The organism is Ferrovibrio sp. GW821-FHT12E11 (assembly GCF_058806975.1).
The window spans coordinates 1-20,438 of record NZ_JBXAQG010000002.1 but is presented as its reverse complement, the minus strand read 5'-3'; the positions used below and the strand labels follow the sequence as shown (position 1 = coordinate 20,438).

The window sequence follows — 20,438 nt, the reverse complement described above, 5'->3', positions numbered from 1 at the left end:
CAGCTAATGCAGCCCAGCCTTTTGCAGCGAACGGCGGAAGCGGCGCAGGCCCCACCAGACGATTAGCGCCACCACCGGGATGGCGGCACCGATGGCGATCTCCTTGTCGACCGGCAGGCCCAGCGCATGCAGCGCCTGCGCCGCATAGCCGACGAGACCAACCGTATAATAGGTGATGGCGGCGACCGAGAGACCTTCGACGGTTTCCTGCAACCGCAATTGCAGCCGTGAGCGGCGGTTCATGGCGTCCAGAAGCTCGACATTCTGCCGCTCCAGCGCCACGTCGACGCGGGTACGCAGCAGATTGGCCATACGGGTGGCACGACGCGACAGGCCTTCGATGCGTTCCGCCATGGTGATGCAGGTGCGCATGGCGGGCGAGAGCCGCCGTTCCATGAATTCGCCGATGGTCGGCTGGCCTTCAATCCGGGCCTCGCGCAGCTCGGCTATGCGGCGCTCGACCAGGGCATGATAGGCGCGCGCCGCACCGAAACGATACGGCGTCTCCACCGCCAGCGTCTCCACCTCGGCGGCCAGGCCGGCGATTTCACGCAACAGGGTCTGCTCGCTTTCATGAGTCTCGTCGACCATGCGGGCCGCGAGCTTTGCCAGGCCCTGCTCCAGCACCGTGATGCGCGGCGCCACCTGCTGCGCCAGCGGCAAAGCCAGCAGAGCCATCATGCGATAGGTTTCAATATCCAGCAGGCGCATGACGATGCGGCCGCATTGCGCCGCTGTCAGGCCGCGATCCTGCAGGATGAACCGCACGGTATCGTCGGCACCAAGATGGAAGTCGGTCCATACCGTGGCCTTGCCTTCAGCCAGCTCACTGGCGGCCAGGGTCGGCCCGTCGAGCAGCTGCGCCAGTGCCGTCTGGGCCGGCATGATATCGGCAGCGGACAGCACCGTGACATCGGCCGCGATCATGAGCCGGCCCGGCAGATGGCCGAGCCAGTTGGACGGCAGCGGCAAGGCGGCAGCCGGCTGCTGCAGCGGGGCGCCAGTCGTACGGCTGAGATAGAGTGTATAGGTGGAAAATTCGGTGCGTTTTTCCCAAATCAGATGGCCGCCATCAGCCAGCGGCACGGCCACATGGCGGGCACCGGTCTCGGGTTCCGGCAAGCCGGCGGACCGGCACAGCGCAGCCAGATGAGCATGTTCGGCCGCGGCATCGTCGGGCCTGAGCATCAGGCCGAGATGCAGCACGCGCGCCGGAGCAGCCAATGGCAACGGCGGGCGGGCATGGACCTCGGCGGCCAAAGCCGGGCGCAGCGGGTGAGCCCGCTGCCGCAGATCGTCAGGCAGAAGGGGCTGGTCTATTCCAGCCATGCATCGGCGCTTTTCTCGATCTCCAGACCGAGAAAGTCCCAGGTCGCCTGCATGTGTTCTGACAGCGGCGCCTTGACCTCAAGAAAACCGCCATCGGGATGCGCCAGGCGGATGGCGCGGGCATGCAGATGCAGCTTGCGGCTGACGCCGCCGGTAAGATGCGCTTCGGCGCCACCATACTTGCCATCGCCGACAATCGGCCGTCCCATCAGGGCAGCATGAACACGCAGCTGGTGCGTGCGACCCGTCAGCGGCGCCATGGCCAGCCAGGAGGCACGACGGCCGGCCGTGTCGATGGTGCGATAGAGCGTGACGGCATTCTTGCCGTCGTCTTCGTCGGCCGCCATCTTCTCGCCGGCAGCGCCCGGCAGTTTTGACAGCGGCATGTTGATCTTGCCCTGACGAATTTCCGGTACACCCATGACCAGGGCCCAGTAGAGCTTGTGCGCCTCGCGCGCCTTCAGCGCACCGGCGAGCTTGGCCGCGGCCGAAGCCGTACGTGCAAGCAGGATGACGCCGGAAGTATCCTTGTCCAGGCGATGCACCAGACGCGGGCGGTCTGGCGCGCCAAATTTCAGAAACCCGAGCAGGCCATCCAGATGTTCGGTCAGACCGGTGCCGCCCTGGGTCGCCAGACCGGGCGGCTTGTTGATGACCAGAACCGCATCGTCCTTGTGCAGGATGGCGGCTTCGAGTTCGGCGATACGCGCCGGCGTGGCGCGGGCCGGCCGGGGTTCGCGCGGCCTGTCATCATCCTTGGGCGGATCGCCCAGCGGCGGAATGCGGATCGCCTGCCCGGCCTCAAGCCGGGTGGCGGCCTTTGCGCGACCGCCATCGACGCGAACCTGGCCGGTGCGCAGCAGCTTCTCCAGCTTGGCATGGCCAAGCCAGGGATAGTGGCGCTTGAACCAGCGGTCGAGCCGCAGATCGGCTTCGCCGTCATCGACGGTGCGGGTGATTACCTGGGACATGAAGGAATACTCTGTGTGAAAGGCGATGGACCGCTCAGCGCCAGACGCGGCGCACGCGATCTTTTTCCTGTGGTTCTTCCGGCGGTGTCTGCGCGACCGGCTCGGCAGCGCGCTGGCGCGCCTTCTCGGCCTGGCGCTCGACCCATTCCTGACGCTTCTGCTCGTGGACTTCCAGCGACTGCACTTCGATTTCGCATTCCTGCCCGGCCTGGAAGATGATCTGCCGGGTCACATTCTTGAACTGTGCGAGCTTGCTGTAGAAGCAGTCCTCCCGACTGGGCACCTGGCCCGGCGTATAGAACGGCTTTTCCTTCGGCATGTTGATGGCATAGTTGACCAACCCGCCGACTGCCAGCAGGCCAAGGGCAAAACCGCCATAGATGCCGAGCCGTTGCAGCACGGAAAATCGCTCCATGACATTGCTGAATGTAGACGCCATACGCCCATTATATACCGAAACAGCCTAGCGGTCAGCGGTTCACGCTTGGTTAACAGGCTTCCGGGGCTATCCGCCCCCGCCCTCCTGCCGGCGCGCCCGCAGCTTTTGCCAGTAGTCCAGCCTTTTCAGGATGTCGCGTTCGAAGCCACGCTCCACCGGGCGGTAGAAGGTCTGCCGGTCCATATCCGACGGGAAGTAGTTCTGGCCCGAGAAGCCATCCTCCGCATCGTGATCATAGGCATAGCCGGCATTGTAGCCGAGATCCTTCATCAGCTTGGTCGGCGCGTTCAGGATATGCATCGGCGGCATCAGTGAGCCATGTTCACGCGCCGCGCGCTTGGCCGCCTTCTCCGCCTTGTAGGCCGCGTTCGACTTCGGCGCCGTGGCCAGGTAGATCACCGCCTGCACCAGACCGAGTTCCCCTTCCGGAGAGCCGAGGAAGTCGTACATGTCCTTGGCCGCCAGCGCCTGCACCAGCGCCTGCGGATCGGCCATCCCGATATCCTCGGCAGCGAAGCGTACCAGGCGGCGGGTGATGTAGAGCGGGTCCTCGCCCCCGGCCAGCATGCGCGCCATCCAGTACAGCGCCGCATCGACATCGGATCCGCGCAGCGACTTATGCAGGGCCGAGATCAGGTTGTAGTGTTCGTCCTGGGTCTTGTCATAGATCGGTGCGCGCTTCTGCAGCGTCTCGGCGAGACGGGCATTATCGAGCGGTTCGGTCTCCACCGGCAGGGTATAGATCTGCTCGGTCATATTGAGCAGGTAGCGGCCATCGCCATCGGCCATGGCGCGCAGGGCCGCACGGGCTTCGGCCGTCAGCGGCAGTACGCGGTTCTCGATGGCTTCGGCGCGGCTCAGCAGCGATTCCAGAGCGGCATCGTCGAGGCGATGCAGCACCACAACGGAGGCGCGCGACAGCAGGGCCGAATTCAGGGCGAAGCTGGGATTTTCGGTGGTGGCGCCGACCAGCACCACGGTGCCATCTTCCACATAGGGCAGAAAACCATCCTGCTGGGCCCGGTTGAAACGATGGATCTCGTCGACGAACAGCAGCGTGCGCTTGCCCTGGGCCCGGCGCTCGCGCGCGGCCTCGAAGACCTTGCGCAGATCGGCGACGCCGGAGAACACTGCCGAGAGCGGCGCGAATTCCAGATCGGTGGCATCGGCCAGCAGGCGGGCGATCGAGGTCTTGCCGGTACCCGGCGGGCCCCAGAGGATCAGGCTGGCCAGCTTCTTCGCCTGCACCATGCGGGCCAGCGGCCCCTCACCCTTCAGCAGATGGTCCTGCCCGATGATGTCGTCCAGCGTCTGCGGCCGCAGGCGGTCGGCCAGCGGCCCGGCCGGTGCAACCTCCATACCGGCCGCACTGAACAGCGTTTCGGCGGTGCCGCCGGTCTTCTTGGTCATAGCTTCACCGAGAAGCTGAGCAACTGCTTGCCGCGCCGCAGGACAATCGTCCACTGACTGCCGCGCAGCAGGCCCTGCAACTCGCGTACGTCATCGACATCCTGGTTGTTGATCTTCACGACGATGTCGCCGGGGCGCAGGCGTAGCCGGTTGGCCGGCGAGCCGGCCACAATCTCGGTGACGATCACGCCGCGCTCCAGCGTATCGACGCCGATCTCTTCGGCATAGGCCGGCGACAGGTTGGCCACGGTGGCACCCGCCAGCGGCTGGTTGCCGGCAAGCGGCGTCACCTGCCGCGGCGGATGTTCCGGCGCCTCGGTGAGCGCGATCTGCAGACTCTGGCGCTGGCCGCGGCGCAGGACGTCCAGGCGCGCCGCCTCGCCCAGCTTGCGGGTGGCGATACGGAAGCGCAGCGCCTGTGCGTCATTCACCTCGCGCCCGTCGATGGCCAGCACCACGTCGCCGGCCCGAAGGCCGGCACGGTCGGCGGGACCATCACGATAGACCTCGCCGATCAGCACGCCATTGGGACGTGTCAGGCCGAGCCCCTGCGCGATCTCGTTGGTCACGGCTTCGCCGCGCGCACCGAACCATGGCCGCTTGATTCCCTTACCGGCCATGGCGCTGGCAACCGTGGATGACACCAAATTGGCGGGGATGGCAAACCCGATACCGATCGAACCGCCCGAGCGCGAGAAGATCGCCGTATTGATGCCGGCGAGCCGGCCATCCAGGGTCAGCAGCGCGCCTCCGGAATTGCCGGGATTGATCGCCGCATCGGTCTGGATGAAGGACTGTGCGTTCAGGTCTTCCGAGATGGCGCGGCCGACAGCCGAAACGATGCCCTGCGTCACCGTCTGTCCCACGCCGAAGGGATTGCCGATGGCGACCACCAAATCACCGACCAGCAACTCGTCGGAATCGCTGAACTCCAGATACGGCAGCGTCTCGCCCTGCGTCTCGATGCGCAGAACGGCCAGGTCCGAGCGCGGATCGGCCGCAATCACCCTGGCTTCGAATTCACGACGGTCGCTCAGGGCAACGACGATTTCGGTGGCGCCATCGATCACATGGTTGTTGGTGACGATGATGCCCTCGGCCTCAACGATGACGCCGGACCCGAGCGACTGCGCCACACGCTCACGCGGCTGGCCGCCCTGCAGCTGGTCGCCAAAGAAGCGACGAAAGAACGGGTCGTCCAGCAGGGGCGAACGCTGTACTTTCTCCACCCGGCGGGTATAGACGTTGACCACCGCCGGCGCGGCGCGCTGCACCAGCGGCGCAAAGCTGAACTGGATTTCGGCCCGGCTGGCCGGCACCTGGCGCTGGGCCGTCTGCGCCAGCGGATGACCGGCCGGGGCCAGACTGAACAAGGTCAGCAGCGAAAGGATCAGGGCGCGGAGAGCAAGGCGTATGGTCATGGCCCCGGTTAAATAAGGATGTTTCCAAAAGGTTTTCAATGGGCCAGCGTCTGTTGCGTCATATTAACCCGGTATTCACGCCACCAGCCCGATGTTAGCGCATGATTCTTGAGCAGCCAGTCCTACAGAAACTGCGCGCCTACTGGGATGCCAAGCGGGGCAGCCTGACTTATCCAGCCCGCGATCAGATCGACCCGCTAGACCTGCGTTTTATTCTCGGCAGCCTGATCCTGGTCGATGTGGAACCGGAGCCGCTGCGCTTCCGCTACCGCCTGTTCGGAAGCGACATCGCACGCCGCCAGGGTTTCGACATGACCGGCAAATACCTGGAGCAGCATCCCTGGCCCGAACTGGCGGCCATGGCGCGCGAAACCTATTGCCAGGTACTGGAAAGCGGCGGGCCAGCACTGATCCGGCGCCAGGGCCTGATCGACGATCAGTATGTCGACCACACTTCACTGATTCTGCCGCTCGGCCATGAGCGTGTCGAGATGCTGCTGGCCGGCGTGGTCTTCACGCCCCTGCCCCATCCGGCCTGATGTAAATGAAAACGGCGGCCCGGAAACCGGACCGCCGCTTCAGATACGATATGCGTCAGCCGATCAGGCTGCTGCTTCGGCCTCAGCCACGTCCTGCACCGGACCGGAGTCCAGGCCCTTGGCCGACGGGTCGCGATCGACGAGCTCGACCACGGCCAGCGGGGCGGCATCGCCATAGCGGAAGCCGGCCTTCAGCACGCGGCTGTAACCGCCGCTGCGCGAGGCGTAGCGCTCGTTCAGCGTCGAGAACAGCTTGTCCACCGCAGCCTTCTCCGGCAGGAAGGACAGCGCCTGGCGACGGGCATGCAGATCGCCGCGCTTGCCGAGCGTGATCAGCTTATCGATCAGCGGCTTCAGCTCTTTGGCCTTCGGCAGCGTGGTCGTGATCTGCTCATGCTTGATCAGCGACGCGGCCATGTTGCCGAACATCGCACGGCGATGAGCGCTGGACTTGTTCAGTTTGCGGCCGGCATTGCGGTGACGCATAGCTACTCTCCTCGATCTTCGTCAGGCGGGCAGGATCAGTATTGATCCTGCAGCTTCTTCGCCAGTTCTTCGATATTCTCCGGCGGCCAGTTGGGAACATGCATACCGAGATGCAGCCCCATCTGAGCCAGAACTTCCTTGATCTCGTTCAGCGACTTGCGGCCGAAATTCGGCGTCCGCAGCATCTCCGCCTCGGTCTTCTGGATCAGATCACCGATGTAGACGATGTTGTCGTTCTTGAGGCAGTTGGCCGAACGGACCGACAGCTCGAGCTCATCGACGCGACGCAGCAGGTTCGGATTGAACTCCGGCTCGGTCGTGATCTTCTCGCGCGACTCAGCCTTGGGCTCTTCGAAGTTGATGAAGAGCTGGAGCTGGTCCTGCAGGATGCGGGCGGCATAGGCCAGCGCGTCATCCGGCTTGATCGCGCCGTTGGTTTCCATCTGCATGGTCAGCTTGTCATAGTCGAGAATCTGGCCCTCGCGGGTATTCTCGACCTTGTACGAGACCTTGCGGACCGGGCTGTAGAGCGCATCGACGGGGATCAGGCCGATCGGCGCATCTTCCGGACGGTTGGCCGACGCGGGCACATAGCCCTTGCCGGTCTCAACGGTCAGTTCCATGCGGATGGTGGCGCCAGCATCCAACGTGCACAGCACGTGGCTCGGATCCATCACTTCGATGTCATGACCGGTCTCGATCATCTTGGCGGTGACTTCGCACGGACCCTGGGCGTTCAGGTGCATGCGCTTCGGGCCTTCGCCGTGCATCTTCAGCGCCATCGACTTGATGTTCAGCACGATGTCGGTGACGTCTTCACGCACGCCGGGGATGGAGGAGAATTCGTGCAGCACGCCGTCGATCTTGATCGACGTGACGGCGGCACCCTGCAGCGACGAGAGCAGCACGCGGCGCAGCGCATTGCCCAGCGTCAGGCCAAAACCACGCTCCAGCGGCTCGGCGACAATCGTGGCTGTACGGCCCGGCACGGCGCCAGGCTCGATAACCAGTTTGTTCGGCTTAATCAGATCGGTCCAATTCTTCTGGATCACCTGTAACCTCGTTCGGTTGCGGCGGGCGCGGACACACCGCCTAGACCACCTCGGTTGCGGCTACGGCCGCCCCTGTCTCGTCGGAGGGGGGCGGCCGGCCACGCTATTCTTTTCTGCGCCGGACCTAAATCCGACGCGGACCGTTTAGATGCGGCGACGCTTCGGCGGACGGCAGCCGTTATGCGGGATCGGCGTCACGTCGCGGATGCTGGTGATCACGAAGCCGACGGCCTGCAGGGCGCGCAGAGCGGACTCGCGGCCCGAACCCGGGCCCTTCACTTCGACTTCCAGCGTACGCACGCCGTGCTCGGCAGCGCGACGGCCAGCGATGTCGGCGGCGACCTGAGCGGCATACGGCGTCGACTTGCGCGACCCCTTGAAGCCCTGGCTGCCAGCCGACGACCAGGCAATGGTGTTGCCCTGGGCGTCGGTGATGGTGATCATCGTGTTGTTGAACGAAGCATTCACATGCGCAACAGCGGATGTGATGTTCTTCTTTTCCTTGCGCCGGGGGCGCGCGGTCTTGTCCTTGACCATGGATCCTGCAGTCCTTCGAAACGGGGGCTAACGGTTTAGCGCGCGGCTTTCTTTTTGCCGGCGATGGCGACCGCCTTGCCCTTGCGGGTACGGGCGTTGGTATGGGTACGCTGACCACGGACCGGCAGGCCCTTGCGATGACGCAGGCCGCGGTAGCAGCCCAGATCCATCAGGCGCTTGATGTCCATGGCGATTTCACGGCGCAGGTCGCCTTCGACCTTGTAGTCGCGGTCGATCGCTTCACGGATCTGCAGCACTTCGGCATCGGTCAGCTGATTGACACGACGCTCCGAAGGCAGCCCCACCTTCTCGCAAATTTCTTTCGCCTTCACCCGGCCGATACCGTAGATGTAGGTCAGTGCGATCTCGACCCGCTTGTTGGTCGGAATGTTCACGCCAGCGATACGCGCCACGTTTTTCTCCTCGAATCACACGCCCCGGACAGCCGGAACGTTCACCTTAGGCACCGTTTAGACACGAGACAAACCCAACGAAGTCAATGACTTACGTCGGGATCCGCTGCCTCTTATCCTGCTCGCGCCCGTTGCCTAAGGGGCGCGATTATAGAAACTCTTCCTACTCAGTCAACTACTTAAGTGGGATCAAAGCGCGGCTAAAACAGCCTCGATCTGACCCGTCACATCGTCTATTTCCGCCATGCCGTCCACCCGCTTCAGGATGCCGCGCCCGTCATAGTACGGAAGAAGCGGCGCCGTCTGCTCGTGGTAAGCCTTCAGGCGCGGAACCACGGTCTCGGCCTTGTCATCCGCACGGCGGCTGAACTCGGTCGAACCGCAGCGATCGCATACGCCTGGCTGCTTGGTCGGCTGGAATTTGTCATGGTAGCCCGCGCCACACTTGGTGCAGGTGAATCGGCCGGTGATTCTCTCAACCAGAATGCCATCATCGACCTTCATTTCGATCACGGCATCCAGCTTAAGCTTGCGCTCGGCCAGCATCTTGTCCAGGGCTTCCGCCTGCTTGGTGGTGCGCGGGAAGCCATCCAGGATGAACCCCTTGCGGCAGTCCGGCTGGTCGATCCGATCGGCAATGATGCCAACCACGATCTCGTCCGAGACCAGGGCGCCGCTGTCCATGATCGCCTTGGCCTTCAGGCCAATGGCCGAGCCAGACTTGACGGCGGCGCGCAGCATGTCTCCGGTCGAAAGCTGGACCAGGCCATGCTTGGCCATCAGACGCTGGGCCTGGGTGCCTTTGCCGGCGCCCGGCGGCCCGAGCAGGATCAACCTCATTTGCGCGCTCCCCTCAGCTTGGCCTTCTTGATGAGGCCCTCATACTGGTGTGCCAACAGGTGCGACTGAATCTGCGCAACGGTATCCATGGTCACGCTGACCACGATCAGCAGCGAAGTACCGCCGAAATAGAACGGCACCGAATACTGCGAGATCAGGAACTCGGGCAGAAGACAGACCGCGGAGATATAGGCCGCACCGACCACCGTCAGACGGGTCAGCACGTAATCGAAATACTCGGCCGTACGCTGGCCCGGACGGATGCCCGGCACGAAGCCGCCGTACTTCTTCAGGTTATCCGCCGTCTCGTTCGGATTGAATACGACAGAAGTATAGAAGAAGCAGAAGAACACGATCAGGGCGACGTAGGTCGCCATATAAAGCGGCTGGCCATGGCCCAGCAGCGTGGTGATGGTGGTGACCCAGCCGGGCGCGCCGGCGCTGGCGGTGAACTGTGCAATCGTCGCCGGCATCAGCAGCAGCGAGGAGGCAAAGATCGGCGGAATCACACCCGAGGTGTTGAGCTTCAGCGGCAGATGCGAGCTTTCACCGCCGAACATGCGGGCGCCCTGCTGGCGCTTGGGGTACTGCACCAGGATGCGGCGCTGGGCGCGTTCCATGAACACGATCACGGTGATCACGACGACGATCAGGATGAGCAGGAACAGAATGAAGAAGGTGCTCAGCGCACCGGTACGGCCGAGTTCCAGTGTCGCCGCCATGGCGCGCGGCAACTCGGCGACAATGCCGGCGAAGATGATCAGCGACGTGCCCTGGCCAATGCCGCGCTGGGTGATCTGCTCGCCCAGCCACATCAGGAAGAGCGTGCCGCCGGTCAGGGTCACCACGGTCACCAGACGGAAGAACAGGCCGGGCTCCATCACGGCGCCGCCACGGCTGCCGGTCATGCCTTCCAGGCCGACGGCAATGCCGTAAGCCTGCACGATGGCCAGCAGCACGGTGCCGTAACGGGTATATTGGTTCAGCTTCTTGCGGCCGGCCTCGCCTTCCTTCTTCAGCGCTTCGAGCTGCGGCGTCACCGCCGTCAGCAGCTGCACGATGATGGAGGCCGAGATATACGGCATGATGTTGAGCGCGAAGATGGTCATGCGCTCGAGCGCACCGCCGGCGAAGACGTTGAACATCCCGAGGATGCCGCCGGCCTGCTGACGGAAGATGTCCGCCATGATCATCGGATCGATGCCAGGCAGCGGAATATAGGTGCCAAGCCGGTAGACGATCAGCGCGCCGATCGTGAACCAGATGCGCTTCTTCAATTCGGTCGCTTTGGCGAACGCCCCAAGATTGAGGCTGCCAGCCATGCGTTCCGCTGCCGATGCCATATGCGAGCCCTAAAAATCCGACCGCGTGAACCTGAGACGGACGGCGGGGCCTGTGAGCCCCGCCTCCGGACCTGAAAAGGTCTGACTTACTTCTTCTTGCCTTTGCCCTTGGCCTTCTTCTCGGCCTTCGGCTCGGCTTCCGCCTTCGGAGCGATCAGCACCGTGATGCTGCCGCCGGCCTTTTCCACCGCCGCCTTGGCCGTCGCCGAAGCGCCGCTCACGGTGATGGTGACCTTGGCCTTCAGCTCGCCGGTGCCCAGCAGGCGAACGCCGCCGGCCTTGCGCGAGCACAGGCCGGCCTTCTTCAGCACCGCTTCGTCGATCGGCTGCGCGGCATCGAGCTTGTTCTTCTCGATGGCCGACTGCAGGCGGCCGATGTTGACGGTCTCGAAGTGAACCGGGTTCAGCGGGTTGAAGCCGCGCTTCGGCAGACGACGATAGATCGGCGTCTGGCCGCCTTCGAAGCCCTTGATGCTGACGCCGGTACGAGCCTTCTGACCCTTGACGCCACGGCCCGAGGTCTTGCCCTTGCCGGAGCCGATGCCGCGACCAACGCGCATGCGGTCCTTGCGGGCGCCCGGATTGTCGGCGATCTGATTGAGACGCATGTTTCTAACCCTTCCGCTCGGGTCGGCCCCCGTGGAGCCGACCACTTAATCCTTAGCCTTCGACCTGGAGCAGGTGCTGCACCTTGGCAATCATGCCGCGCACCGAGGGCGTATCCTCGAGTTCACGCGACTGATGCAGCTTGCGCAGGCCCAGACCGACCAGCGTACCCTGCTGATCGGCAGTCCGCTTGTTCGCCGAGCGGATCCAGGTCACCTTCACCGTCTTGCCGGCCGCCTTGGCGGCCTTCTTCTTCGCCGGAGCCATGGGGCTTACTCCTCAGTCTCGGACTTGCGGCCGAGAATGTCAGCCACCTTCTTGCCGCGCTTGGCCGCAATATGGCGGGGCGCGTTGAGCTGCTTCAGGGCCTCGAACGTGGCCTTCACCATGTTATGCGGATTCGAGCTGCCCAGCGACTTGGTCACCACGTCGGCAACACCGAGCGTCTCGAACACGGCGCGCATCGGACCGCCGGCGATGATGCCGGTGCCCGGAGGAGCCGAGCGCAGCACGACCTTACCGGCGCCATGACGGCCCTCGATGTCGTGATGCAGCGTGCGGCCTTCGCGCAGCGTAACGCGGATCATGTTGCGCTTGGCATGCTCGGTGGCCTTGCGGATGGCTTCCGGCACTTCACGCGCCTTGCCCGAACCGTAGCCGACGCGGCCCTTCTGGTCGCCGACAACGACGAGTGCGGCAAAACCGAAACGCCGACCGCCCTTAACGACCTTGGCGACGCGGTTAATGCTGACCAGCTTGTCGACGATATCGCTTTCGCCGCGGTCGCGATCGCCACCGCGGTCGCCACGCTCGCCTCGTTCGCGTTGAGTAACAGCCATGATACCCGAACCTTTCTTAGAAACTCAGACCGGCTTCGCGCGCAGCCTCGGCGAGCGCCTTGACGCGCCCGTGATAGAGGTACGCACCGCGATCGAAGGTCACCTCGGTGACGCCGGCGGCCTTGGCGCGCTCGGCGATCAACTTGCCCACTTCCGACGCAGCGGCCGTATCGGCGCCGGTCTTCAGCGAACCACGCAGGCTCGACTCCAGCGAAGACGCCGAAACCACGGTCACGCCCTTCACGTCGTCGATGACCTGGGCGTAGATGTAACGCGACGAGCGATGCACGCTCAGGCGCGGACGGCCATGGGCCGCCTTGACGATACGAGTCCGGTTGCGGGCCTTGCGGCGGGCATCCAGATCGTTCATGCGAGTCTTGTTGCTCATCGTCGCGATCCTTACTTCTTCTTGCCTTCCTTGCGGAGGATAGTCTCGTTGGCATACTTGATGCCCTTGCCCTTATAGGGCTCCGGCGGTTTGACCGAGCGGATGTCCGCTGCGACCTTGCCTACGAGCTGTCGATCCGCGCCCGAAATCTTGATCGAAGTGGGCTTTTCCACCTTGATCTCGATGCCGGCCGGAATGGGATAAATCACTTCGTGGCTGAAGCCCATGTTCAGCTGCAGGTTCTTACCCTGCATCGCCGCACGCAGACCGACGCCGTTGATTTCCAGTTCCTGGCTGAAGCCGTCCTTGACGCCCTTGACCAGGTTGCTGACCAGCGTGCGCTGCATGCCCCACATGGAGCGCGAGCGACGATTGACCTGGCGCGGCTTGACGGTGATCTTGCCGTCAGTCAGGGCCACGTCGAGGTCCTCGACGATGGTGAGCTTGAGCTCGCCCTTCGGGCCCTTGGCCGTCAGGGTCTGGCCAGCCAGCTGGACCTGAACGCCCTGCGGCACCGGAACCGGATGCTTGCCGATACGCGACATGATCGACTCCTTAGAACACGCGGCAGAGGACTTCGCCGCCAACATTGGCAGCGCGAGCCTCAGCGTCGGACATCACGCCGCGCGGGGTCGACAGGATCGAAATCCCGAGACCGCCGCGAACCTTGGTGAGGTCCTTAATACCGGAATAAACGCGACGACCAGGCTTCGACACGCGGTCGATCGTCTTGATCACCGGCTCGCCCTCAAAATACTTGAGTTCGATACGGAGGTTGCGCTTGTTGGCTTCTTCCTGCAGCTCGTAGCCGCGGATGTAGCCTTCTTTCTTCAGCACTTCGAGCACGTTCATACGCAGCTTCGAAGCCGGGGAAGCGATTGCCGCCTTACCCGCCTGCTGGCCGTTACGGATACGGGCCAGCATATCGCCCAGGGGATCGGTCAGAGCCATCTGTTGCTCTCCTTACCAGCTCGACTTGGTCATGCCGGGGATCTGGCCGCTCGAGGCCAGTTCACGCAGCATGTTGCGCGACAACTTCAGCTTGCGATAAACGGCGCGCGGACGGCCGGTCAGTTCGCAACGGTTGCGCACACGGATCTTCGCGGAATTGCGCGGCAGTTCGGCCAGCTTCAGGACCGCCTCGAAACGCTCTTCCGGGGTGACATTCTTGTTCTTGATCGCAGCCTTCAGCTTCGCGCGCTTGGCGGCGAACTGAACCGACATCTTGCGGCGGCGCTCGTTTTTCTCGACAGAACTCGTCTTTGCCATATCAGGGGTCCCTTCTCGGCTCAGTTCTGGAACGGCATGCGGAAGGCGGCCAGCAGGGCCTTGGCTTCCTCATCCGTCTTCGCCGTGGTGCAGATGATGATGTCCATGCCGCGGACGTCAGCAACCTTGTCGTAATCGATCTCGGGGAAAATGATCTGTTCCTTGAGACCGAGCGCATAGTTGCCGCGACCGTCAAAGCTCTTGCCGTTCACGCCGCGGAAATCGCGGACGCGCGGCAGCGCGATGTTGATCAGGCGGTCCAAGAACTCGTACATGTGCTCGCGGCGCAGCGTGACCTTGCAGCCAACGCCCTGGCCTTCGCGGAGTTTGAAGTTCGCGATCGCCTTGCGGGACTTGGTCAGCACCGGCTTCTGGCCGGTGATGGCGGCCATCTCGGCGGCGGCAGCGGTCAGCTTCTTCGAGTCCTGCGCGGCTTCGCCCACGCCCATGTTGACGACGATCTTGTCGATCCTCGGCACTTCCATGGCGTTCTTGTAGCCGAACTTCTCGGTCAGCTGCTTGCGGACCTCGGTTTCGTAAATGTCTTTCATACGCGGATTGGCCATCTTAGCCTCCATCAGCGATCGATGACTTCGCCGGAGCGCTTTGCAACGCGCACCTTGCGACCGTCATCAAGGAACTTGACGCCAACGCGGGTCGGCTTGCCGTCTTTCGGATCGGCCAGCATCACGTTGGAAACATGCAGCGGGGCTTCGCGCTGCTCGATGCCGCCGGCCGCGGCGCGGCTCGGCTTGACATGCTTGGTCACCTTGTTGGCGCCGGCCACAGTCACGCGACCACTGTCGCGGCTGACGCTCAGCACCTCACCGGTCACGCCCTTGGAGCGACCGGTGATCACGACGACCTTGTCGCCCTTCTTGATCTTCATAGCTTCGGCCATGGCTTACAGAACCTCCGGCGCCAGCGAGATGATTTTCATATGGCCCTTCGAACGCAGTTCGCGCGTCACCGGCCCGAAGATACGGGTGCCGATCGGCTCTTCCTGCTTGTTGATGAGCACTGCAGCGTTGCGGTCGAAGCGGATGGCGCTGCCATCGGCACGACGGATTTCCTTGGCGGTGCGGACGATGACGGCGCGATGCACGTCACCCTTCTTCACCTTGCCGCGCGGAATGGCGTCTTTCACGGAGACGACGATCACATCGCCGACCTGCGCCGTCCGACGTTTCGCGCCACCCAGCACCTTGATGCACTGGACTCGGCGCGCGCCCGAATTGTCGGCGACGTCGAGATTGGTTTCCACCTGGATCATTGGACCTGTACCTCGCTAAACTATTTTGGTGCGGTTCAGGAAGCGTTTTCGACGACGATCCAGCGCTTAAGCTTGGAAATCGGCTTCGATTCCTGAATCGACACAACCTCGCCCTCTTTCCGAGAATTGTTCTCGTCATGGGCATGGTAATTCTTCGACCGGCGAATGAACTTCTTATACACCGGGTCCATGATGCGGCGCTCAACCTTCACAACAATGGTCTTGTTGCCCTTGTTGCTCACCACGACGCCCTGCAATACGCGCTTCGGCATCTTATCTCTCCTTACGCCTTCTTGGCGGCCGACTGCTTATGCAGCGCGGTCCGCACACGGGCGATATCGCGGCGCACCTGGGTGACGCGCGCGGTGTTCTCGAGCTGACCCGTCGCCTTCTGGAAGCGCAGGTTGAACTGCTCCTTCTTCAGATCGACGAGCTTGGTAGCCAGCTCATCCTTGGTCTTGCCGACCAGTTCGTTACCCTTCATGGCTTACGCTCCCTCACCCAGTCGGGTGACGACCTTGGTCTTGATCGGCAGCTTGGCGGCGCCAAGCAGGAAGGCTTCCTTGGCGAGATTCGCCGGGATGCCGTCCAGTTCAAACATGATGCGGCCAGGCTTCACGCGGCACACCCACAATTCAGGCGCGCCCTTGCCCGAGCCCATGCGGACTTCGGCCGGCTTCTTCGACACCGGCAGATCCGGGAAAACGCGGATCCACATGCGGCCCTGGCGCTTGATGTGACGGGTGATCGCACGACGGCAGGCCTCGATCTGGCGAGCGGTGACGCGCGCCGGCTCCAGAGCCTTCAGGCCGAAGGCGCCAAAGTTCAGATCGGTGCCGCCCTTGGCGACGCCCTTGATGCGGCCCTTAAAGGCCTTGCGGAATTTAGTACGCTTGGGTTGCAACATTTCTCGTTACTCCCGACTCAACCCTGGCGACCCTGGTGGCCCTGATGACCCTGGACCTGTTCGGCCATGCGCTTGTCCTGCGCCATCGGGTCATGAGCCATGATCTCGCCCTTAAACACCCAGACCTTCACGCCGCAGCTGCCATAGGCAGTCTTGGCGGTGGCACGGGCAAAGTCGACATCGGCGCGCAGCGTATGCAGCGGCACGCGGCCTTCGCGATACCACTCGACGCGCGCGATTTCAGCGCCACCAAGACGGCCGCCGCAGGTGATGCGGATGCCGCCGGCGCCCAGACGCATCGCCGACTGCACGGCGCGCTTCATGGCACGGCGGAACGCAACGCGGCGCTCCAGCTGCTGGGCGATATTCTCGGCCACCAGCTTGGCATCGAGCTCCGGCTTGCGGATTTCGACGATGTTCAGATGCACTTCCGACTTGGTCATCTTGGCCAGATCGGAGCGCAGCTTCTCGATGTCGGCGCCCTTCTTGCCGATCACCACGCCCGGACGGGCCGAATGGATGGTGATACGGGCCTTCTTGGCCGGACGTTCGATGACGATGCGGGCAACACCGGCCTGGGCCAGGCGCTGCTCGAGATACTTGCGGATCTTCAGATCCTCATGCAGCAGGCCGGCATATTCCTTGTCGCTGGAATACCAGCGGGAATCCCAAGTGCGGTTGATGCCGAGGCGAAGCCCGACCGGATTGACTTTCTGACCCATTACGCCTGCTCCCCGCTCTGCGCTTCAGCCTTCTTCGACTTCGGCGCCGCCTTGGCGCCCTTCGACTTAGACTGGGCCGGAGCCTTCTTCTCTTCCTCGCGCTCGCGCACCACGATGGTCAGGTGGCTGAACGGCTTCTGAATGCCGGCGCCGCGACCACGCGCACGGGCGTGGAACCGACGCATGACCAGGCCCTTGCCCACGCTTGCTTCGGAAACGACCAGACGGTCGACATCGAGCTGGTGGTTGTTCTCGGCATTGGCGATCGCCGACTGCAGGACCTTCTTGACGTCCTTGGCGATGCGGCGCTTGGAAAAGGCCAGCTCGGACAGGGCCGCCTCGACCCGCTTGCCGCGGATCAGGCCGGCAACCACACCAAGCTTGCGCGGGCTCACACGGATGTTGCGCCCGATAGCCATGGCCTCGGTCTCGCCGAGGCGGGATTCGCGTGCCTGCTTGCTCATGGTTACTTCTTCGCCTTCTTGTCGCCGGCCGTATGGCCCGGGAAGGTGCGGGTCGGCGAGAACTCACCGAACTTATGCCCGACCATTTCCTCGGTCACGTTCACCGGGATGAACTTGTTGCCGTTATGCACGCCAAAGGTCATGCCGACGAACTGCGGCATGATCGTCGAGCGGCGCGACCAGGTCTTGATGACCTCCTTGCGGCCCGAAGACTGAACCTTGTCGGCCTTCTTCAGCAGATACCCGTCAACGAACGGGCCTTTCCAGACAGAACGAGTCACGATCTACCTCCTAGCCCGATCAGCTGTGCTTGCCCGACGGGCGGCGGCGCAGGATCATCTTCTGCGTCCGCTTGTTGTTACGGGTACGCTTACCCTTGGTGTTCTTGCCCCACGGGGTCACCGGATGGCGACCGCCCGAGGTGCGACCTTCACCACCGCCATGCGGATGGTCGATCGGGTTCATGGCAACGCCGCGCACGGTCGGGCGAATGCCCATCCAGCGCTTGCGGCCGGCCTTGCCCAGATTGGTGTTCTGGTTGTCCGGGTTGGACACCGCACCGATCGTGGCCATGCATTCGGCCTGCACCAGGCGCTGCTCGCCCGAAGTCAGACGCACGAGCGCCATGCCCTGGTCCTTGCCGACCAGCTGCACGAAGCTGCCGGCCGAACGGGCCATCTGGCCGCCCTTGCCCGGCTTCATCTCCACATTGTGGATGATGGTGCCGACCGGGATCGACTTCAGCGGCATCGCATTGCCCGGCTTGATGTCGGCCTTCTCGCCGGCCACCACGCGGTCGCCGACCTTCAGGCGCTGCGGTGCGATGATGTAGTTCAGCTCGCCGTCGTCGTACTTGATCAGCGCGATGAATGCGGTGCGGTTCGGGTCATACTCGATCCGCTCGACCGTGGCGCCGATATCGAACTTGCGGCGCTTGAAGTCGATCATGCGGTAACGGCGCTTATGGCCACCACCGATATGACGGGTCGTGATGCGACCGAAATGATTGCGGCCACCGGTCTTCTTCAGGCCTTCGGTCAGTTCCTTGACCGGGCGACCCTTGAAGAGCTGCGAGCGGTCGATCAGGACCAGCTGGCGGGTGGACGGCGTAACCGGCTTGTAATTCTTCAAAGCCATGACTTTAGATCCCCGTCGTCACGTCGATCTTGTGGCCGTCGGCGAGGGTGACCATCGCCTTCTTCCAATCTGAGCGCTGGCCCAGTTCGCCACGGAACATCTTGACCTTGCCCTTCACGCGCAGGGTGTTGACGGCCTTCACCTTGACCTTGAACAGCGCCTCGATGGCGGCCTTGATCTCGGGCTTGGTGGCCGACAGCGGCACCTTGAAGGTGACCTGGTTGTACTCGGAAGTACGGGTCGCCTTTTCGGTGATCACCGGCGAAAGGATCACATCGTAGTGGTTCACGTTGCTCATTTCAGGCGAGCCTCCAGAGCCTCGACCGCGGCCTTGGTCAGAACCAGGGTATCGCGACGCAGGATGTCGTACACGTTGGCGCCCTGCTCCGGCAGCACGTCGACATGACGCAGCATGCGCACAGCGCGGGCAAAATTCTCGTCCAGCACCTTGCCGTCGATGACCAGCGCGCTCTCCAGGCCCAGGCCCTTGAACTTGCCAGCCAGCTCCTTGGTCTTGCCGGCCTTCAGCACGGCACTGTCGACGATCTTCAGCTTGCCTTCGGCCAGCTTGGTCGACAGCGCGGTCTTCAGGGCCAGCTTGCGGACCTTCTTCGGCAGATCGATGGCATGGCTGCGCGGCACCGGGCCGAACGCCTTACCACCGCCGCGGAACTGCGGGGCGCGGATACCGCCATGGCGAGCGCCACCGGTACCCTTCTGCTTGATGATCTTGCGGGTCGAACCGGCAACCTCACCGTAGGTCTTGGTCTTGTGCGTGCCCTGCTGACGCTTGGCAAGCTGCCAGACCACGTAGCGCTGCAGCAGGTCGGCGCGCGGCGGCAGGCCGAACACGTCCTTGGACAGCGTCAGCTTGCCCGAGTCCTTGTTCTCCAGCGTCGTCACGGCGACTTCGATTGTCTCAGCCATGATTCTCTACCCTTACTTCTCAGCGGTCTTGAGGGCCGCCGGCATCGGCAGATCCTTGGCGGCCGGCTTCTTCACCGCGTCACGGATCACCACATACTGGCCCTCAGAACCGGGAATGCTGCCCTTGACCATGATCAGGCCGCGGGTAGCGTCGGTACGCACGATCTGCAGGTTCTGCTGGGTGCGCTGACGGTCGCCCATATGGCCGGCCATCTTCTTACCCTTGAACACCTTGCCCGGATCCTGGCGCTGACCGGTCGAACCATGACTACGATGGCTGACCGACACGCCGTGGCTGGCTTCCAGGCCGCGGAAATTGTGGCGCTTCATGACACCGGCAAAGCCCTTACCGATCGTCGTGCCCGTCACGTCGACGAACTGGCCGACGAGGAAGTGCTCGACCGACAGCTCGGCGCCGACCTCGACCAGGCCTTCGACCGGGACGCGGAATTCGACAACCTTGCGCTTCGGCTCCACATTCGCCTTGGCGAAGTGGCCGCGCAGGGCCTTGGTGACATTCTTCGGCTTGGCCGCTTCGATACCGAGCTGGAGGGCCGTATAGCCGTCCTTTTCCTCGGTGCGCTGCGCCACCACCTGGCAGTTGTCCACCTTCAGCACGGTCACCGGCACATGCGTGCCGTCGTCCGTGAACAGCCGGGTCATGCCCAGCTTGCGTGCAACCAATCCGGTCCGCATGGGTTCCGTTCCCTTACAGCTTGATCTCGACATCCACGCCGGCGGCGAGGTCGAGCTTCATCAGCGCGTCCACCGTCTGCGGGGTCGGGTCGACGATGTCCAGGAGCCGCTTATGGGTGCGGATCTCGAACTGCTCGCGCGACTTCTTGTCGACGTGCGGCGAACGGTTCACCGTGAACCGCTCGATATGGGTCGGCAGCGGGATCGGGCCACGCACGCGCGCACCAGTGCGCTTGGCGGTGCTGACGATCTCGCTTGTGCTCTGGTCGAGCACGCGATGATCAAACGCCTTGAGGCGAATGCGGATATTCTGACTATCCATGATCTCTGTATCCTGGTTCGCTCGGCGTTACTTACGCGATGACCTTGGCGACGACGCCGGCGCCGACGGTGCGGCCGCCTTCGCGGATCGCGAAGCGCAGGCCTTCAT

33 protein-coding genes and 1 pseudogene are annotated in these 20,438 nt (G+C 63.4%); 1 reads left to right on the top strand and 33 read right to left on the bottom strand.

The window, feature by feature from the left end:
- Nucleotides 1–3: 3 nt before the first annotated feature.
- The 5 genes from AC1ROT_RS20210 to AC1ROT_RS20190 form a co-directional block, all read right to left on the bottom strand.
- A complete protein-coding gene (locus AC1ROT_RS20210; protein ID WP_493001249.1) occupies nt 4–1,329 on the bottom strand; it encodes a DUF3422 family protein in 1,326 nt (441 codons plus the stop codon).
- Nucleotides 1,317–2,300, bottom strand: a complete 984-nt coding sequence (locus AC1ROT_RS20205) for an RluA family pseudouridine synthase (RefSeq protein ID WP_493001247.1) — start codon at nt 2,298–2,300, stop codon at nt 1,317–1,319. Before AC1ROT_RS20205 ends, AC1ROT_RS20210 begins: the two co-directional genes overlap by 13 nt.
- A gap of 34 nt (nt 2,301–2,334) precedes the next feature.
- Entirely contained in the window at nt 2,335–2,739 is a 405-nt protein-coding gene (locus AC1ROT_RS20200) for a hypothetical protein (RefSeq protein WP_492972859.1), read from the bottom strand.
- A 66-nt stretch (nt 2,740–2,805) separates the two neighbouring features.
- A complete protein-coding gene (locus AC1ROT_RS20195) occupies nt 2,806–4,098 on the bottom strand; it encodes a replication-associated recombination protein A (protein ID WP_493001713.1) in 1,293 nt (430 codons plus the stop codon).
- A 47-nt stretch (nt 4,099–4,145) separates the two neighbouring features.
- Nucleotides 4,146–5,570, bottom strand: coding sequence for a DegQ family serine endoprotease (locus tag AC1ROT_RS20190; protein ID WP_493001245.1), 1,425 nt, complete (start codon nt 5,568–5,570; stop codon nt 4,146–4,148).
- Between the two features lie 101 nt (nt 5,571–5,671).
- On the opposite strand from AC1ROT_RS20190, the gene AC1ROT_RS20185 reads away from it, so the two are divergent.
- Nucleotides 5,672–6,109, top strand: a complete 438-nt coding sequence (locus AC1ROT_RS20185) for a PAS domain-containing protein (protein ID WP_493001243.1) — start codon at nt 5,672–5,674, stop codon at nt 6,107–6,109.
- A gap of 63 nt (nt 6,110–6,172) precedes the next feature.
- On the opposite strand, the gene rplQ is transcribed toward AC1ROT_RS20185, so the two are convergent.
- The 28 genes and pseudogenes from rplQ to AC1ROT_RS20045 all read right to left on the bottom strand — a co-directional run.
- The gene (gene rplQ, locus AC1ROT_RS20180) at nt 6,173–6,595 is read right to left on the bottom strand and encodes a 50S ribosomal protein L17 (RefSeq protein ID WP_493001241.1); all 423 of its coding nucleotides are present in this window, start codon (nt 6,593–6,595) and stop codon (nt 6,173–6,175) included.
- Between the two features lie 35 nt (nt 6,596–6,630).
- Nucleotides 6,631–7,647, bottom strand: coding sequence for a DNA-directed RNA polymerase subunit alpha (locus tag AC1ROT_RS20175; protein ID WP_492972855.1), 1,017 nt, complete (start codon nt 7,645–7,647; stop codon nt 6,631–6,633).
- A 144-nt stretch (nt 7,648–7,791) separates the two neighbouring features.
- Nucleotides 7,792–8,184 (bottom strand): 30S ribosomal protein S11, encoded by a 393-nt coding sequence (gene rpsK / locus AC1ROT_RS20170; RefSeq protein ID WP_492972854.1) that lies wholly within the window; start codon nt 8,182–8,184, stop codon nt 7,792–7,794.
- 35 nt (nt 8,185–8,219) lie between these two features.
- Nucleotides 8,220–8,597, bottom strand: coding sequence for a 30S ribosomal protein S13 (rpsM, locus tag AC1ROT_RS20165; RefSeq protein ID WP_492972853.1), 378 nt, complete (start codon nt 8,595–8,597; stop codon nt 8,220–8,222).
- Between the two features lie 189 nt (nt 8,598–8,786).
- Entirely contained in the window at nt 8,787–9,437 is a 651-nt protein-coding gene (locus tag AC1ROT_RS20160; protein ID WP_492972852.1) for an adenylate kinase, read from the bottom strand.
- The gene (secY, locus tag AC1ROT_RS20155; RefSeq protein WP_492972851.1) at nt 9,434–10,780 is read right to left on the bottom strand and encodes a preprotein translocase subunit SecY; all 1,347 of its coding nucleotides are present in this window, start codon (nt 10,778–10,780) and stop codon (nt 9,434–9,436) included. The genes AC1ROT_RS20160 and secY overlap by 4 nt, the downstream gene beginning before the upstream one ends.
- A gap of 86 nt (nt 10,781–10,866) precedes the next feature.
- Nucleotides 10,867–11,388 (bottom strand): 50S ribosomal protein L15, encoded by a 522-nt coding sequence (rplO, locus tag AC1ROT_RS20150; protein WP_492972850.1) that lies wholly within the window; start codon nt 11,386–11,388, stop codon nt 10,867–10,869.
- A gap of 52 nt (nt 11,389–11,440) precedes the next feature.
- Nucleotides 11,441–11,653 (bottom strand): 50S ribosomal protein L30, encoded by a 213-nt coding sequence (gene rpmD, locus AC1ROT_RS20145; protein WP_492972849.1) that lies wholly within the window; start codon nt 11,651–11,653, stop codon nt 11,441–11,443.
- A 5-nt stretch (nt 11,654–11,658) separates the two neighbouring features.
- Nucleotides 11,659–12,225: a 30S ribosomal protein S5 gene (gene rpsE, locus AC1ROT_RS20140; RefSeq protein ID WP_492972848.1), complete on the bottom strand. Its 567-nt coding sequence runs from the start codon at nt 12,223–12,225 to the stop codon at nt 11,659–11,661.
- A 16-nt stretch (nt 12,226–12,241) separates the two neighbouring features.
- On the bottom strand, nt 12,242–12,613 hold the full coding sequence (gene rplR, locus AC1ROT_RS20135) for a 50S ribosomal protein L18 (protein ID WP_492972847.1): 372 nt from the start codon (nt 12,611–12,613) through the stop codon (nt 12,242–12,244).
- Nucleotides 12,614–12,624: 11 nt separating this feature from the next.
- Entirely contained in the window at nt 12,625–13,158 is a 534-nt protein-coding gene (rplF, locus tag AC1ROT_RS20130) for a 50S ribosomal protein L6 (protein ID WP_492972846.1), read from the bottom strand.
- Between the two features lie 10 nt (nt 13,159–13,168).
- Nucleotides 13,169–13,564, bottom strand: coding sequence for a 30S ribosomal protein S8 (gene rpsH / locus AC1ROT_RS20125; RefSeq protein ID WP_492972845.1), 396 nt, complete (start codon nt 13,562–13,564; stop codon nt 13,169–13,171).
- Nucleotides 13,565–13,576: 12 nt separating this feature from the next.
- Nucleotides 13,577–13,882, bottom strand: a complete 306-nt coding sequence (rpsN, locus tag AC1ROT_RS20120) for a 30S ribosomal protein S14 (protein WP_492972844.1) — start codon at nt 13,880–13,882, stop codon at nt 13,577–13,579.
- A gap of 20 nt (nt 13,883–13,902) precedes the next feature.
- Complete coding sequence (rplE, locus tag AC1ROT_RS20115; protein WP_493001711.1) at nt 13,903–14,433, bottom strand: 50S ribosomal protein L5; 531 nt, start codon at nt 14,431–14,433, stop codon at nt 13,903–13,905.
- Between the two features lie 26 nt (nt 14,434–14,459).
- The gene (gene rplX / locus AC1ROT_RS20110) at nt 14,460–14,783 is read right to left on the bottom strand and encodes a 50S ribosomal protein L24 (protein WP_492972843.1); all 324 of its coding nucleotides are present in this window, start codon (nt 14,781–14,783) and stop codon (nt 14,460–14,462) included.
- 3 nt (nt 14,784–14,786) lie between these two features.
- Entirely contained in the window at nt 14,787–15,155 is a 369-nt protein-coding gene (rplN, locus tag AC1ROT_RS20105; protein ID WP_492972842.1) for a 50S ribosomal protein L14, read from the bottom strand.
- 35 nt (nt 15,156–15,190) lie between these two features.
- Nucleotides 15,191–15,427 (bottom strand): 30S ribosomal protein S17, encoded by a 237-nt coding sequence (gene rpsQ / locus AC1ROT_RS20100; RefSeq protein ID WP_492972841.1) that lies wholly within the window; start codon nt 15,425–15,427, stop codon nt 15,191–15,193.
- Between the two features lie 11 nt (nt 15,428–15,438).
- Complete coding sequence (rpmC, locus tag AC1ROT_RS20095) at nt 15,439–15,639, bottom strand: 50S ribosomal protein L29 (RefSeq protein ID WP_492972840.1); 201 nt, start codon at nt 15,637–15,639, stop codon at nt 15,439–15,441.
- A gap of 3 nt (nt 15,640–15,642) precedes the next feature.
- The gene (gene rplP, locus AC1ROT_RS20090) at nt 15,643–16,062 is read right to left on the bottom strand and encodes a 50S ribosomal protein L16 (RefSeq protein ID WP_492972839.1); all 420 of its coding nucleotides are present in this window, start codon (nt 16,060–16,062) and stop codon (nt 15,643–15,645) included.
- 17 nt (nt 16,063–16,079) lie between these two features.
- Nucleotides 16,080–16,784, bottom strand: a complete 705-nt coding sequence (rpsC, locus tag AC1ROT_RS20085) for a 30S ribosomal protein S3 (RefSeq protein WP_492972838.1) — start codon at nt 16,782–16,784, stop codon at nt 16,080–16,082.
- Between the two features lie 92 nt (nt 16,785–16,876).
- Nucleotides 16,877–17,248: pseudogene (gene rplV, locus AC1ROT_RS20080) on the bottom strand (50S ribosomal protein L22); the annotation flags it as partial.
- A gap of 2 nt (nt 17,249–17,250) precedes the next feature.
- On the bottom strand, nt 17,251–17,529 hold the full coding sequence (gene rpsS / locus AC1ROT_RS20075; RefSeq protein ID WP_492972837.1) for a 30S ribosomal protein S19: 279 nt from the start codon (nt 17,527–17,529) through the stop codon (nt 17,251–17,253).
- Between the two features lie 19 nt (nt 17,530–17,548).
- Nucleotides 17,549–18,385, bottom strand: a complete 837-nt coding sequence (gene rplB, locus AC1ROT_RS20070; protein WP_492972836.1) for a 50S ribosomal protein L2 — start codon at nt 18,383–18,385, stop codon at nt 17,549–17,551.
- A gap of 4 nt (nt 18,386–18,389) precedes the next feature.
- Complete coding sequence (locus AC1ROT_RS20065) at nt 18,390–18,683, bottom strand: 50S ribosomal protein L23 (RefSeq protein WP_492972835.1); 294 nt, start codon at nt 18,681–18,683, stop codon at nt 18,390–18,392.
- Nucleotides 18,680–19,300: a 50S ribosomal protein L4 gene (gene rplD, locus AC1ROT_RS20060; RefSeq protein WP_492973280.1), complete on the bottom strand. Its 621-nt coding sequence runs from the start codon at nt 19,298–19,300 to the stop codon at nt 18,680–18,682. Before rplD ends, AC1ROT_RS20065 begins: the two co-directional genes overlap by 4 nt.
- Before the next feature lie 24 nt (nt 19,301–19,324).
- Nucleotides 19,325–20,008 carry a 50S ribosomal protein L3 gene (gene rplC, locus AC1ROT_RS20055; RefSeq protein ID WP_492972834.1) on the bottom strand — a complete coding sequence of 228 codons (684 nt, stop codon included), beginning with the start codon at nt 20,006–20,008 and terminating at the stop codon, nt 19,325–19,327.
- 13 nt (nt 20,009–20,021) lie between these two features.
- Nucleotides 20,022–20,330 carry a 30S ribosomal protein S10 gene (rpsJ, locus tag AC1ROT_RS20050; RefSeq protein ID WP_144257943.1) on the bottom strand — a complete coding sequence of 103 codons (309 nt, stop codon included), beginning with the start codon at nt 20,328–20,330 and terminating at the stop codon, nt 20,022–20,024.
- Nucleotides 20,331–20,361: 31 nt separating this feature from the next.
- Nucleotides 20,362–20,438, bottom strand: a 77-nt coding sequence (locus AC1ROT_RS20045) for an EF-Tu C-terminal domain-related protein (protein WP_445808136.1), incomplete at its 5' end; no start/stop codon positions are given.